This window comes from Corynebacterium sp. HMSC072D12 (genome assembly GCF_001813925.1).
In the GTDB taxonomy this organism is placed as follows: domain Bacteria; phylum Actinomycetota; class Actinomycetes; order Mycobacteriales; family Mycobacteriaceae; genus Corynebacterium; species Corynebacterium aurimucosum.
Genome location: NZ_KV814384.1, coordinates 31,284 through 44,790 on the forward strand (window position 1 = coordinate 31,284; position 13,507 = coordinate 44,790).

The following is a 13,507-nucleotide window of genomic DNA, read 5'->3' on the forward strand; positions in this document are numbered from 1 at the left end:
GCTGCTTTAGAGGTTGAGCGCGCGCAAAATGGTGCGCAGCTTAGCCGTGGTTTCCTGAAGCTCGGCCGTCGGGTCGGAATCCACGACGATTCCTCCGCCAGCCCACGCGCGGGCGGAGAGGCCATCGCCGGCCACCTCGGCGCAGCGGATGGCTACCATGTATTCGCCGTCGCCGGAATCATCGCACCAGCCGACCGCGCCGGCGTAGAAGCCGCGGTCGGTTTCAGCGGTTTCGATCAGCGCTTGTGCGGCCTCAGTGGGGGTGCCACAAATAGCAGGGGTGGGGTAGACCAGCTCGGCCAACTCGAGGGCAGTAATGCTCGAATCCTTAAGGGTTCCCGCGATCGGCGTTCCCAGATGCCACATCTCATTGGTGGAGGTCAGCTGCGGAGACGTGGGGGCATCGAGGGTCTCGCACAGAGGCTGCAGAATCCGGCGGATATGGTCCACCACGAAGGCGTGTTCGCGCAGGTCCTTTGCTGAGTTGTGGAGGTCTTGGCCCGCTTTGATATCGCGTGCCTTATCAGCCTGGCGGGGTGCGGAGCCGGCTAGGGGGAAAGCTGTAACCGTTGATCCCTGCTTCTTGACCAGCACTTCTGGGGAGGATCCGACGAACATTGCGCCAGGGCGTCCAGCCGGAGTGAGGTCGGCGATAAAGCCATCGCGGTGGGAAGATAAATCAATGAGTCGCGCGGCGACGAGGAGCGGATCCACAGGGGCATTGAACTCGATGTCGACGGCGCGTGCAAGCACCACCTTATCCAGTTTGGAGGCCTCGATCGTGGCAATGGCCGCCTCGATGCGGCGCAGGTGCTCCTCCGGCTCTGGGTCAAACCCAGTCACCCGCGCGTTGAGCGTACCGCTGCGGTAATAGGCGTGTGGTTCGAGTGGCCCGTCCTCGCGGATGATGCTGCGCGGCACGGTCAGTGCCGCTGGGTCACCCTTGTGGAAGGGCAGCGCGCCGACAACCATGGGTGCCGTGCCGGCACGCAGAGCAGCTACGGCAGCGTCAACATCGCTGAAGGTGGCCACTGATCCTTGGGTACGCACAGACCCCGTCGCGCGGGACAGGAGGAAGTCAGGGGCGGTAGAGGGTCTGTTTTCACACATAAGGAATAACTCTAGTTGTTTGCTGCGCTAGTGCCGAAACCAGATCCCCCTCCTTACAGGCTGTGCGCATGGCGGTAGTGTTAGCCGCGCTTGCGCGGGCGGAAGAATTGCACGGCGATGAAAAGCCCAATTCCTAGCAGCAGGGCCAGCGAACCCATGCCCGCCAGAAAGCCCGCCCAGAAGCCCACCATCGGGGCTCCATAGCTCGTAGCCTGGATGTTTCTGCCGTCAGCATACTGTTCTGGCGCATCAGATGCCGGGCGTTGTGCCGCTGCTTCTTTCCTGGCATTCCTTTCGCGATTGGACGCGGCGCTGCGCGTCTTGTCCTTGGCGTCGGCGGAAGACGTGCTGCGCGAGGACCCACGCTGTGCCGAATCTCTCTGTTCTTGTGCAGTGTGGGCTGTAGCGTTGGGGGCCGGGTTGCGGCCTTGCGCGGTCGCCGAGCTGGGAGCGCTTGGCTCTTTCGACCCTGTTTCTTTCTGTGGTTTCGTGTCCTTCCGCGCGCTGGCCCGTGTGGATCGCTCTGAGCTCTTTTCCTCCTTCGCATTCTTCGCATCGGAGGGTTTCCCGCCGTTGAAGAAGGTATCGGCCTCTTTGAAGGTCTTGTCCATCGTTTTATCTAATTGCGCAATGGACTTGGAAGTGTCATTAATATCCTTGGCCAGCTGCTGGGGGCGGTTTTTCGGGCTTCCCGATCCACCGCTGCCACCTTCGCCTGAGCCCCACTCCAGCTGGCAAAGCTCAGAGGCGTCCGCGCCACCTACCAAGAAAGGCACATCAATAGAGTGCTCGGAGCCATCGTTGAGGGTGAAGGTAAAAGTGGCAGCATAGGCGCCCGGCTCGCTAAAGATGATCCCGGTGTGACTGTGGAAATGATCAGGATAGTCCCACGTGATATCCGGGTTCTCGGAGTCAAAGAGCACGGTCGGGTCAGCACCCACGGAGTTCTGGAAGCCCACCATACGTCCGCCTTCCGGGCCGCTGTGTAGCGTTAAGGATAAAGTGGCATCGGCCGCAGTGGCCTCGTCGAGGTAGCTGGTGTTGAACCCCACCCAGGGGATATTCGGATCTTGGGTTTGGGGGATTTGCCAACCACTCGATGGAATATCGCTGCCCGCTGATTCATCGAAAGCGGCGTTGCTGCCCACTTCTACGTAGAACTCCCCAGAGGCATAGTCCTCACCAGATTCATCATCGCGGGCTATAAAGGACAGGTCCCCGGAGTCACCGACCAAAGCGAGGTCTTGGTGTCCGCGGCTGAAGGCGTGGAGGGAGTCAGCATCACAGGAAGTGTCGCTCGCTTGCTCGGCCGCGAGGGCGGGCGGTGCAGCGTGAACGAGCATCGGGGAGCTCAGCGCTAGAGCAGCGGTTGCGGTCAAGGCGAGGGGACGGTAGATCATGCGTGTCATTGGGAGAATGTTCATGCGGACAAGGTCTCCTTTGGGGTGTGTGATGTCGAGGTGGATGCGGAAGCGCGGCGGGAGTGCATGAGAGGGGAGAGCACCCAGGCCACGAGGAAACAGGCGGTAAGGAGTAGAACGATGGTGGCACCCGCGGGAAGGTCAATGGCCCATGCCAGGTAGATTCCGAAGAAGCTACCCAAGGAGCCGATCGCCGCGGCTGCGAACATCATCGAGCCCAGCGAGTCACAGAGCAGGCGGGCGGTCGCGGCCGGGGTGATAAGCAGCGCGAGGACGAGGACGTTGCCGATGGTGCCTACGGATATAACCACTGCGCCCGTAACACAGAGGTAGAGCACGATGTCCAGAGCAAAGACAGGAAGACCCATTGCGCGGGCGGTTTCCTTGTCCAAGCAGGTGGCGGTGAGCTGGGGGCCAAGGAGAAGAACCGTGGCCACGATGAGCACCGTGACGGTGAACGCGGTGTAGAGGTCCGCGCGGGAGACACCCGTGAGCGAGCCAAAGAGAAAGCTGGTGAGCGAGGCTGTATAGCCGTCTACTCGGGAGATGATCACCATGCCGAGGGCGAAGGCGGCGGCAAAGAAGATTCCGATGACGGAATCCTCGCGCACCGTGCGCCGCTGGGAGAAGCATGCGATGAGCACCGCGACGGTGCAGCCCGCCACGGCGCCGCCCAGCAAGACTGAGCCTTGGAGCACGAAGGCAATGGCCAGCCCCGGGAAGACCGCGTGGGAAACAGCATCACCGATGAAAGACATGCCGCGCAGCACGACATAGCATCCCACCACGCCGCACACGATGGCAGCGAGGATAGAAATTCCCACCGCACGCGCCAGGAAGTCCAAGTGTGGGTTGGTGAGATCCTGGAAGAACTCGATGAGTGAAATGTCGATCATGCTGCCACCCCAATCGCAGAAAGCAATGGAGAAGAAGCTGAGACCCCGAATGTGTCGCTCCAGGGCTGCGAGGTCATGCGCAGTGTTTCCGCTGGACCATCCGCGATGATTCCCCGGTTAAACAGCACGAGCCGCGAGCAGGAATGCGCGGCCTCCGAGAGGTTGTGCGTGGACATGACAACGCTGGTGCCATCGGCGGTGAGTTTGTCAAAGAGAAGTAGGAGCTCTTCAGTGTTGGGAGCGTCGAGGCCGGTAAATGGTTCGTCGAGAAGCAGCACCTCAGGCTCGCAGGCTAAGGCCCGGGCGATGAGTACACGCTGACGTTGGCCACCGGACAACTGCGCGATGGGGCGTCGTGCGAATTCCTCCAAGTTGGTGAGCTCGATGGCCCGGCGGGCGGCCTGTTTATCAGCACGTCCCGGACGACGGAACCAACCCACAAGTCCGGTGCGTCCGCTCAGCACAGCGTTGGACACGCTGATGGGGAAGTCCCATTCCACGTCGTGGCGCTGCGGGACATACCCCAGGGAAGTGGTGACATCGATGCTCCCGGTGAAGGGGATAAGCCCCAAGATCGCACGCATCAGCGTGGTTTTGCCCGCCCCGTTCGGTCCTAGCAGCCCGATGAACTCGCCGGGGCGAACAGTCAGGTTAGCAGCGTCGATGACGCGACGGCCGGAGAGGGAAACGGAGAGGTCTGTGACTGAAATGAAAGGACTAGTCACGCTGGCCACCTTTCGCACGCACGACGGCGATGATGGCACCGATAAGGACTAGGACGCCCACGCCGGCCAGCGCCCAGATCCATACCGGCACGGATGCCGATGCAGAAGCTGAATCGGCAGAGGAATCAGCGTTCGGATCCCATTCTGTTGCCTGAGCTTGTGCGACATCCGTGTCATCGCCTACAGCAAAGGTCAACGTAGCCTCAGCGGCGACCTCGGTTCCGGCGCTGTCACCCGCACCTTCACCGCTCATGCGGACCCGCACCTGGTGGATGCCGGGCTCGGTGAACACCCAATTGGCGTGGGTATGCGTGCCCAAGTCGACCCAGAAGCCTTCTGAGTCCCCGGTGGCGGTGGACCATAGCAACTGTGGTTCCTCGAAGCCGCCGTTCTGCAGGAAGAGGGAGAATTCACCCGGGCCTTGGTGTCCCAGGAACTCCATAGTTACTCCTCTCTCAACGTTCTCCTCGAGGGAAGGAGCCTGGGTATTCCAACCTAGCCACGGCACATCAGCCTGTTCCGTTTGTGGAACGACCCATACTTGCGAACCGGGCTCGGCACCGACGAAGGAGAAGGCCTTGTCCTCAGGCAGGGTTAACAGGGCGTTGTCGCCCACCTGGAATACCACATCGTCGGGTTGACGCCACACGGGGGTTTCAGCTGAATCATCACGAGCGAGGAATTCTGCTTGCCCTTCATTAAGCAGCAGGCCCAGGTCGACGTGACCGTGATCGATAGCAGCAGCAGTGCCTGGTGCCGCCACTTCTTCGTCGGAGCTGACAACCTGTGCCAGATCCCCGGCCCAGGCGGCAGAGGGTGCAAAGGCCAGCGCCGCGGCGCTCAGTGCTGCCGCAAGCGGCATAGTGAAAATTCGGAGGGTGCGATTAGACATGAGATTCCTTTGTTGTGCTGCCAAGGCAGCGGTTGAGTGAGTGTGCGTTGAAACGCATGAGATCGAGATACGTCGGTACGGCGTCATCGAGGGTGTCGCCGTAAATGGGACAGACCGCCACCCCGAGGGAATCGGCGGCTTCCCTAATGACGTCTGCGCTGGCTTGTTGGGTCGGTTCCACGAACACCGCGGGAAGCTGGAGGTTTTCCAAGGTGCGGCGCAGCGCGATGACATCGCGCGGCGAGGGCTCGATGGCCGGGTTGGGGCTAACGAAACCCGCGATATCAATGCCGTAGCCTTGCTCCAGGTAGGCGTATCCGTGGTGGGGTGTGACGAGGTGGCGGTTGTGCTCAGTAATGGCAGAGATGAGCTGACGAACCTCTGCATCGACGTCTCGCAGTTGTGCGATGTAGTCCTGTGCGCGGGCACGGTAGTCCGCGCCGTGCGAGGGATCCGTTTGCGCAAGTTGCTCAGCGATAACCTCGGTAAAGCTGATGACATTGGCGGCGTTATGCCACAGATGTGGGTCTACTTCGCCGTGAATGTGCTTGCCCAAGACAGCTTGGGGCAGGAGATAGGTCTCATCGCCGGGCCGGCCCAAGAAACGGTAGGAGGGATCCGGCGGTATCTGTTGGAGAGCGGAATTCGGGATGCTGAGCACCGTGGTGTTCGGATCAAAACGCTCGCCTTGATCCTCCAAGTCGAGTTTTCCTGTAGCCATGTCCGCGGTGATATCCACGTGACCTGCATCGAGCGCGCGCATTCCCGCAGGTGCGCTAACGCCCACCGCCACCGTGAACTCCTGCGGGGTGCTGTTGGTAGCACCAAAGCTCAGCCGGTAAATTCCGGGCTTGTTGAAAGCCCACGAGACGTGCGTGTGAGCATTAGCCGGCAGCGTCGTGGAATCGTTGTGCTGGTCAATCCCGTCGGCGCTGTTAAAGAGCGGCTCAGGTGTACCGAACGTAGAGACCACGTAGGCCGCGACATCACCGGGGCCTTCCACATCGAGCAGACGCATGTCGACGCTCGTGGTACCTGGGGCTGCGTTGCGCACACGCAGTCCCAGCCACACCGCATCGAGGGCAACGTTTTCTACCAAGGGGACGAGCTTCGCGCCGCGGGTGGATGCTTGGTCCGCCACTTCAGTGACGGGCACATCCGATGACTCCTGCAAGGACTTCAGCAGGTTTTGCGGCTCGAGGAGAAAACCATTGGACAGCAATACGTCGGCGTTAGCGATATCGCGCACCGAGCGCAGGCTCGGCTCAAAGGTATGTGGATCCTTTCCCGCAGGAATCAGCGTGGTCACTGTGGCATCCTCACCTGCTACGTGCTTGGCGACGTCCCCCAGAATCGGCGTCGTCGCCACCACCTTCACCTTCCCATCGTCTCCGCTGGCGGAGCTCGCGCAGCCACTCACCATGGACGCGCCGAGAAAGATGGCGGAAAGAAGCGCGGTGTACTGCGTCCGAGTGCGAACCTTCCGTGGCATTAGTCGCGGCCCTTCATGAGCGCGAGGCGCGCCAGCGCCAACCCCAGCACAAGCATGCCCAGGCCGAGGATTCCGATGCCCCACGGCAGCAGGTTTTGCCCGCTGTCGTAGTAGCCGGCCGCAGCGACGGTGTCCACATTCTCCCCGTCCGCGGCTTCGGCGGATCGGTGAGAAGGCTTGCGCTCCTTCCTATCTCCGCGCTCTTTACGCTCCTTGCTGCTTGCCTGTTGCTTCGCGTTCCTGGTTCCGCCTGCGGATGCCGCACGGCGGGTACCGCCTCCAGCGTTTCCACCTCCCGGGCGTGTTCCGGAGGAAGAGGATGCCGGTTGCTCAGGGGAGGCGTCGCTCAGCTCTGCCTCGTGGTTGTCTTCGGTACCGTCATCCCCATGATCGGTGCTGGTTTCCCCGTCCCCGGACTCCTGGGGTGCTGAGTCACCATCACCGACATCCCAGGTATAGGTGACCTGATTACTCGTATCGCCGTTGGATTCCGCTTGGACAGTCATGGTGTAGATACCAGGTTCACTAAAAGCCCAGTTAACGTGGCGATGCGCCGGGTACGCCTGGTTGATGACGTCACCAGAAACGAGATCGAGCTCACCGGCATCGGTGACCGGTTGGATATCGCCGAAGCCAGCCGTTTCGAAGATAAAGACGTCACCAGGCCCAGTGACCTCGACGAATTCGAAGTTAACGTCTTTGTAGCCAGCAGATTGTGCCGCTTGGGTATCCCAACCCGGCCAGAGCAGCGAGCTGTCTTGGGTTTGGGGGAGGTAATACGTGGGTATACCAATGCCGTCGATGCGCTCGGTCGCCTCGCTCCATGCTTCTTCTGCGACTTTGAGGATGACATCGTTGCCGGGCCGGAGAACACCACTGCCGGTGACATCCTCCTTCATCGACAAGGTCAGTTCACCGCCCGGCGCGGAGACATAAAAGGCATCGACATGTCCGGAATCGATGAGCTCGCTGTCGGCGCGGGCTGGCGCAGGATAGCCAAGGACGGCCACAAGCATCGCCACGGCAACGGTGAACGTGAACACGGCGGCGCTGGTTTTCTGCAGTGCACTGCTCTGGCGCACGTTCAGGCCCTGAGCAGCGCGTGGTGGTGTGGAGTGCAATCCAGTGTGTCCTTTCTAGCGGGGAAGCAGGCCAGTGAACCGCGCCGCAATCTGGTCACGGTGATCGTTGTAGAAGTTGAGGAAGCCTTGGAAGATGATGGCCAAGACAACTGGGAGTACCAGGCCCCACAGGCTCTCGAGTTTGGGCAGAGAGGATGTCTTGTCTTTCTGGCCACCAGGCTGGTTATCGTCTGGCTTCTTATCGCCTGGTTTATCTCCGGGTTTCTTGCCACCAGGCTTCGGGGTGTCTTCGCCTTCGTTTCCGTCCTTCGAGTTCGCACAGTCTTTGATTGCGGCATCGCCCGCTGCGACGGTGAGCGTTTGGGGAGCAGAGGAGATGTCCTTGCCCTCTGTGGTGGTGGCCGAATAGGTGACCTCAAGCTTGTACATGCCTGGCTTGGTAAACGCCCAATTGGTGTGGGTGTGCGAAGCAAAAGTGGTCTCGATGGAGTAGTCACCCTCGGCGGAATTGATCAGCGGGGTGAAAACCTTGCCCAAGCCTTCGGCAGTGAAAAGGCCTACCTGCGCACCCTCTGGCATCTCCACGGGCTTGATGTTGAGCGTGACTTTGCCGTCTTTATAGTCCTTGTAGTTGAGGGCCTGGGTGTTATAGCCCGGCCAGATGATGCTCTGCTCCTGGGTCTGTGGGAGGAGGAAGAACTTTTCCTTGCCTAGGTAATCGAAGTCCTTGCCCTTAAGTGCGGCGGGGCGGGAGCGCAGGGCGTTGTCGTGCACCGCGAGGACCACGTCATCGAGCGGACGCTCGACGGCCTTCTTGTCCACGAGGGCCGTTTCATCCTTCAAGCGGGTGAGGAACTCATCACCCTCACGGGTGACCGCAATGTCGACGTGGCCGCGGTCAAGTACCACCTTGTCAGCACAGGTACCAGTGTGTTCTCCTGCGTCCGGTTTCGGGCTGTTATCCGGGGCTGGCGCAGGAGCCTGAGCCCCAGCGCCGAGTTTGCCCGCTCCCTCGTACTTTTGCCCGAAGGCGAAATTGTCGGTCAGTGTGATGCTGCCGGACTCTTGCGTGATGCTCGGGTGCGGAAGAATATCGAGGCGTACGGTATTGCCGTTGAAGTTTGCATCGGCGGCGACGACAAATTCCGCGCGGCCGCGGGTGATCGTGCCGTCGAAATCGATGTCGGGAAGCGAACTTCCCTTGCTAAAGAAGCCGCCGTGCACGTAGCCTTCCAGGTTCTTATCGGCTGCCTCCAGGATGATGCGGGTGGCGTCTTCGCCCTCCGGAACAGCGCGTGCGGACAGCCCCGTGTCAGATAGCGAAACCTCTTCTTCGGAGAAGAGCTGGCGGGGGTTAGTGGTTTCGGTCCAGGAGTCCGCAGACGTCTTCGAGGTGGTGGAAAGCTCTGCGTTTGCAGAGTAGGCGAGCTCCTCGCTCACCCAGCGCGGGCTGCCGTCCTCCGGGGTGTACACAGCTTGGATTGTTGAAGCCTCGGGTCCTAAGAATTCATCGAAGTGTGCTTTGCCATCTTTCACGGCTAGATCGGTGAGGAAGTAGCCGTCGATCAGCAGCGTGAGCGTACCGTCGCTGCCGCCGGAGAAATCGATGGAGGAAAGGTGCTCATCTCCGTCCTTGTCCCCAGATTTCTTGGGCGTGATGCTCAGGCGGTAATCCTTCTGGCTGGCATCACCAGAGGAAGCCTGGTCAAAGCGCTCTTTGAGGGAAGCCGTTTTCTCATCAGCGGGACGCTGCCCGCCGACTTGGATCGAGGTGGTCGTGGGCTTGGAGGTAATCAACGAGCCATCCTTGCCCCGCGCGCTCGTTTGATAGGTGAGCTCATAGCGTCCAGGCTTGGAAAAGACGGTGTAGTTGTGGGTATGCGTGCCGCTGGTCAGCCATGCGGAATGCGGAGCGCCCTCGGTGGTTCCGAAGAAACGCTGCAGGCCGCCGGGTCCGGGGTAGTAGCCAAACATCTCGACATCGCCGGGGCCGTCAACGCTTAAGAGGTCCAGGGAAGCGATGTTGTCACGGAAGTCGTCGACAGGCAGCTCTGTGTCCGCGCCGAAGCCCATCCACACCGGGTCCAAGCTGCCTTGGACACTGGCAGGCGCCATGTAATACGTCTCGCCCGGTTTTCCCACAAAAGCGAGCGCGGGGTCCTCAGGCACTGTGAACTGGTATTGGTTGGTGCCGTTCTGGTTCCAGCCTTTACCTACCCAGGTGACTGTATCGGCTAGGTCGTGGTCGGAGCTTGCAGAATGGCTCTTGAGGTTGAGAGCATTGCCCTCCCAGAAAGCCTTGGGAGAATCAATATGTGTCTGAGTGGCTACGTGTTTGCCGTCGTCGGGACCAGCGACGGCGGTAGCGGGGGAGAAGAGAAGCGTGGCGCAGGTTAAAAGCGCCACATAGCGAGTTCGAGCCACAGTCTGGGACCTTTCTTCAGTTCTTTGGCGAGAGTTTCACTATAGGTAATGGAATTCAGTCCCGTTAAGCTTGCGCAGAAAGCCCAGTTCACGCTTAGTGGAAACGGGGTTCAATTACCCCCAAGTGGGGCGGCCAGTGCAGTGGGGAGGCGCTGAACTACGATGGGGGACATGACTAAACCGACATCCGACGTCCGCGTCCGTTTCTGCCCTTCGCCTACCGGCACGCCCCACGTGGGCATGGTCCGCACGGCTCTGTTCAACTGGGCCTATGCCCGTCACACTGGCGGTACGCTCATCTTCCGCATCGAGGACACCGATGCTGCCCGTGACTCTGAGGAGTCCTACCAGGCCATCATCGACTCCCTGAACTGGCTCGGGTTGGGCTGGGATGAAGGTGTTAACGTCGGTGGCCCGGATGAGCCTTACCGTCAGTCGCAGCGCATGGACATCTACGCAGATGTCCTGCAGAAGCTCAAGGATGGCGGCTATGTCTATCCGGCCTACTCCACCAACGAAGAGGTTCAGGAGCGCCATAAGGCGGCCGGCCGCGACCCGCAGCTGGGCTACGACAATTTCGACCGCGACCTCACTCAAGAGCAGATCGACGCCTTCGAGGCAGAAGGCCGTAAGCCGGTTTGGCGCCTGCGCATGCCGGACAAGGATTGGTCCTGGAATGACCTGGTGCGCGGCGAGATGACTTTCAAGTCGGAGACCCAGCCGGACTATGTCGTGGCGCGCTCGAACGGTGCGCCGCTCTACACGCTGGTTAACCCGGTCGACGATGCCCTCATGGGAGTTACTCACGTCCTGCGCGGAGAGGACCTCCTGTCTTCCACGCCGCGCCAGCTCGCTCTCTATGAGGCGCTCGTGGAGCTTGGTATTGCCAAGCAGACTCCCGAGTTTGGGCACCTGCCCTTCGTGATGGGTGAAGGCAATAAGAAACTGTCCAAGCGTGACCCACAGTCCAACCTGTTCAACCACCGCGACAACGGCATTATCCCGGAGGGCATGCTCAACTACCTGTCGCTTTTGGGTTGGTCCCTGTCTGCCGACCAGGACATCTTCTCCGTTGACGAGCTCATCGCCAACTTCGACGTTCACGACGTGTTGGGTAACCCAGCTCGCTTCGACCAGAAGAAGCTCGAGGCCATTAATGCCGACCACATCCGTCTGCTGGAGCCAGCAGACTTTGCGCAGCGCCTGCGCGACTACCTGACTGAGTACACCGACTTCCCGGCCGACTATCCGGAAGAGAAGTTCGCTTTCGCTGCGGATCTGGTGCAGACCCGCATCAAGACGCTGTCTGACGCCTATGGGCTCATGTCCTTCCTCACCACGCCGGATGCCGATCTGGAACTGGATGAGAAGGCAGCACGCAAGAACCTCAAGGAAGAAGCAGTGCAGCCGCTGGAGGTTTCCATCGCCAAGCTGGAGGAGCTCGGGGAGTGGAAGACGGAGGAGATTGAGAAGGTTCTCTCCGCCGCGCTTATCGACGACCTCGGCCTCAAGCCACGCAAGGCCTACGGCGCCCTGCGTGTAGCAATCTCTGGCCAGCAGGTCTCCCCGCCGCTGTTTGAGTCCATGGAGTTGCTGGGCAAGGAGTCCACGCTGACCCGACTCAAGGCTGCGCAGGCGCTCACGCCGTGGAGCGCTGAGTAGATCCATTAAGTAGTCTCACATGGCTGTCATTTCGGGGCGTTAGGTTTCATTCCTAACGCCCCGAAAATGCTTTCTGAACTGGCGATTTGTGTGTATCGTTAGTGCTGGATATAGTTATAAACCGTTGCAGCGAGCGGCGAGGGGTTAAAGCCTCGGCCAGTTCAAAGCAATAATGGCCTATGGTGTAATTGGCAACACAACGGTTTCTGGTACCGTCATTCTAGGTTCGAGTCCTGGTAGGCCAGCAGTGATAGCGATGTAACGTGGCACTGCACGTTACAGTACGTCGTCACAGTTCTAAGCCCCGTTCGTCTAGCGGCCTAGGACGCCGGCCTCTCACGCCGGTAACACGGGTTCAAATCCCGTACGGGGTACCACTTAAAGAGTGGCAAGCACGATGAGCTTGCCACTCTTTTTCTTATAATTGGCGACCATGCACTTCTACATTGTTCATGGATACCAAGCCAGCCCTGACAGTCACTGGTTCCCGTGGCTAGAGAGCCTGCTGACCGCCGATGGCCACACCGTTCACACCATCGCGCTGCCGGAACCGAACGCTCCGAAGCTCGATGAGTGGGTAGAGGCGATTCGCAACGATATTGAGCGTCCAAACGCTAATACTTGCATCATCACGCATAGCCTGGGCGGCACCGCGGTGCTGCACTATCTCACGGCATTGGAGGGCGAGTGGGAGCTTCCTGGGCTCTTCATTGTCTCTGGGTTTATGGAGAAGCTTCGTGTCATCCCAGAGCTTGACGAATTTATTGGCCAGGCCCACGTCGACGTGCCTGCTGTCAAAGCCCACATCGCTCACATAGAGGTCTTCGTGTCTACGGACGATTTCCTGGTGGACCCTTCCCTCACGCAGCAGCTTGCCGACGCCCTCTCGGCCGCACCCATCACCATCCACGACGCTGGACACTTCCTTGAGAGCGACGGCTATACCGAGTTTCCACAGCTGGGGAATCGCATAGCGCAATGGCTGCGCAACCTATAAGCCCCCAGTCATGGCTTTGAGCGCCTCCACGTGCTGCACGTAAGCTTGTGTGCCTGCCTCAGTAAGCGTGACCCACACAGTGTCCTTAGCGCGGGTAGAACCGTACTCTCGGGCGCGGCTAATATAGCCGCGGTCTTCGAGGTGCTTTAACTGCTTGGAAAGTGTATCGGCGGGTAGCTCGGTCAACTCGGCGAGCGTGCTGTACTTCATTTGCCGACCGTCGGTGGCACCGGCGGAGTAGAGCGTGGCACAGATTCTGAGGCGGTTAATCGGGTGGATAACTGGATCCAGCTCAGGGGATTGGTTGGGCGCTTCCCTAGACACTGGCGCCCTTTATTGCCGCGTTGCGGTTCTCGTACAGCATCCAAGCCGTCGCTGCTGAAACGACGACCCCGCTGGTGATCATCCATGGCCATGTATCAGGTGTCGGCGTGGTGGAGAAAATCATTGCGGCGGGAAGCAGTACGCGTGACCACGTGGCGCGATCGTTCCTTGGCCCCTTGTTGGGATTGGGGCGAACAAAAGGGTTCGCGATTTTGTCCTTGAGGAGGTAGCCGAGAATGAAGGTCGGTATGAGGATTGCGAGGGTGTACCACCACGACAGCTTAGAGAATGCGAGGCTACTGCCGATGCCGAGCGCTACAAGTGCTACCGCCCACCAGCTCTGCTTCCAAGCTGTGCGTTGGTGAACCTCTCCAATGACTTTGAGTTCGTCGCTCATAACTTGCCTTCCTTGTTTGCAATTAGTGCAAGTGTAACGCTTGCACTAGTGGCAAGTAAAGGGGCGTGGCTTCTCGTGTCATCTG

General features: G+C 60.0%; 12 protein-coding genes and 2 tRNA genes. 4 read left to right on the forward strand and 10 right to left on the reverse strand.

The genetic code is table 11. The annotated features are described in order from the left end of the window. Positions 1–6 precede the first annotated feature (6 nt). The 8 genes from HMPREF2943_RS01070 to HMPREF2943_RS01105 form a co-directional block, all read right to left on the reverse strand. Positions 7–1,110, reverse strand: a complete 1,104-nt coding sequence (locus tag HMPREF2943_RS01070; protein WP_070447609.1) for an isochorismate synthase — start codon at positions 1,108–1,110, stop codon at positions 7–9. An 80-nt stretch (positions 1,111–1,190) separates the two neighbouring features. Next, entirely contained in the window at positions 1,191–2,534 is a 1,344-nt protein-coding gene (locus HMPREF2943_RS01075) for a choice-of-anchor M domain-containing protein (protein ID WP_070710577.1), read from the reverse strand. After that, entirely contained in the window at positions 2,531–3,427 is an 897-nt protein-coding gene (locus HMPREF2943_RS01080; RefSeq protein ID WP_070447604.1) for an anchored repeat-type ABC transporter permease subunit, read from the reverse strand. Before HMPREF2943_RS01080 ends, HMPREF2943_RS01075 begins: the two co-directional genes overlap by 4 nt. Beyond that, the gene (locus HMPREF2943_RS01085) at positions 3,424–4,152 is read right to left on the reverse strand and encodes an anchored repeat-type ABC transporter ATP-binding subunit (RefSeq protein ID WP_070447601.1); all 729 of its coding nucleotides are present in this window, start codon (positions 4,150–4,152) and stop codon (positions 3,424–3,426) included. Before HMPREF2943_RS01085 ends, HMPREF2943_RS01080 begins: the two co-directional genes overlap by 4 nt. Continuing rightward, complete coding sequence (locus HMPREF2943_RS01090) at positions 4,145–5,044, reverse strand: choice-of-anchor M domain-containing protein (protein WP_010186880.1); 900 nt, start codon at positions 5,042–5,044, stop codon at positions 4,145–4,147. Before HMPREF2943_RS01090 ends, HMPREF2943_RS01085 begins: the two co-directional genes overlap by 8 nt. After that, the gene (locus tag HMPREF2943_RS01095; protein WP_070710578.1) at positions 5,037–6,536 is read right to left on the reverse strand and encodes an anchored repeat ABC transporter, substrate-binding protein; all 1,500 of its coding nucleotides are present in this window, start codon (positions 6,534–6,536) and stop codon (positions 5,037–5,039) included. The genes HMPREF2943_RS01090 and HMPREF2943_RS01095 overlap by 8 nt, the downstream gene beginning before the upstream one ends. Continuing rightward, positions 6,536–7,657, reverse strand: a complete 1,122-nt coding sequence (locus HMPREF2943_RS01100) for a choice-of-anchor M domain-containing protein (RefSeq protein ID WP_070710579.1) — start codon at positions 7,655–7,657, stop codon at positions 6,536–6,538. The genes HMPREF2943_RS01095 and HMPREF2943_RS01100 overlap by 1 nt, the downstream gene beginning before the upstream one ends. A 15-nt stretch (positions 7,658–7,672) precedes the next feature. Continuing rightward, complete coding sequence (locus tag HMPREF2943_RS01105; protein WP_070710580.1) at positions 7,673–10,042, reverse strand: choice-of-anchor M domain-containing protein; 2,370 nt, start codon at positions 10,040–10,042, stop codon at positions 7,673–7,675. A gap of 162 nt (positions 10,043–10,204) precedes the next feature. On the opposite strand from HMPREF2943_RS01105, the gene gltX reads away from it, so the two are divergent. The 4 genes from gltX to HMPREF2943_RS01125 all read left to right on the forward strand — a co-directional run bounded on the left by gltX (position 10,205) and on the right by HMPREF2943_RS01125 (position 12,701). Beyond that, a complete protein-coding gene (gene gltX / locus HMPREF2943_RS01110) occupies positions 10,205–11,704 on the forward strand; it encodes a glutamate--tRNA ligase (RefSeq protein ID WP_083315631.1) in 1,500 nt (499 codons plus the stop codon). Between the two features lie 173 nt (positions 11,705–11,877). Further along, positions 11,878–11,949, forward strand: a tRNA-Gln gene (locus tag HMPREF2943_RS01115). A 56-nt stretch (positions 11,950–12,005) separates the two neighbouring features. Beyond that, positions 12,006–12,081, forward strand: a tRNA-Glu gene (locus HMPREF2943_RS01120). 56 nt (positions 12,082–12,137) lie between these two features. Then, the gene (locus HMPREF2943_RS01125; RefSeq protein WP_070710581.1) at positions 12,138–12,701 is read left to right on the forward strand and encodes an RBBP9/YdeN family alpha/beta hydrolase; all 564 of its coding nucleotides are present in this window, start codon (positions 12,138–12,140) and stop codon (positions 12,699–12,701) included. On the opposite strand, the gene HMPREF2943_RS01130 is transcribed toward HMPREF2943_RS01125, so the two are convergent. Further along, positions 12,696–13,025 carry a transcriptional regulator gene (locus HMPREF2943_RS01130; RefSeq protein WP_070710582.1) on the reverse strand — a complete coding sequence of 110 codons (330 nt, stop codon included), beginning with the start codon at positions 13,023–13,025 and terminating at the stop codon, positions 12,696–12,698. The two genes, HMPREF2943_RS01125 and HMPREF2943_RS01130, sit on opposite strands and share 6 nt — an antisense overlap. Next, positions 13,018–13,422: a hypothetical protein gene (locus tag HMPREF2943_RS01135; protein ID WP_070710583.1), complete on the reverse strand. Its 405-nt coding sequence runs from the start codon at positions 13,420–13,422 to the stop codon at positions 13,018–13,020. The genes HMPREF2943_RS01130 and HMPREF2943_RS01135 overlap by 8 nt, the downstream gene beginning before the upstream one ends. Positions 13,423–13,507 lie beyond the last annotated feature (85 nt).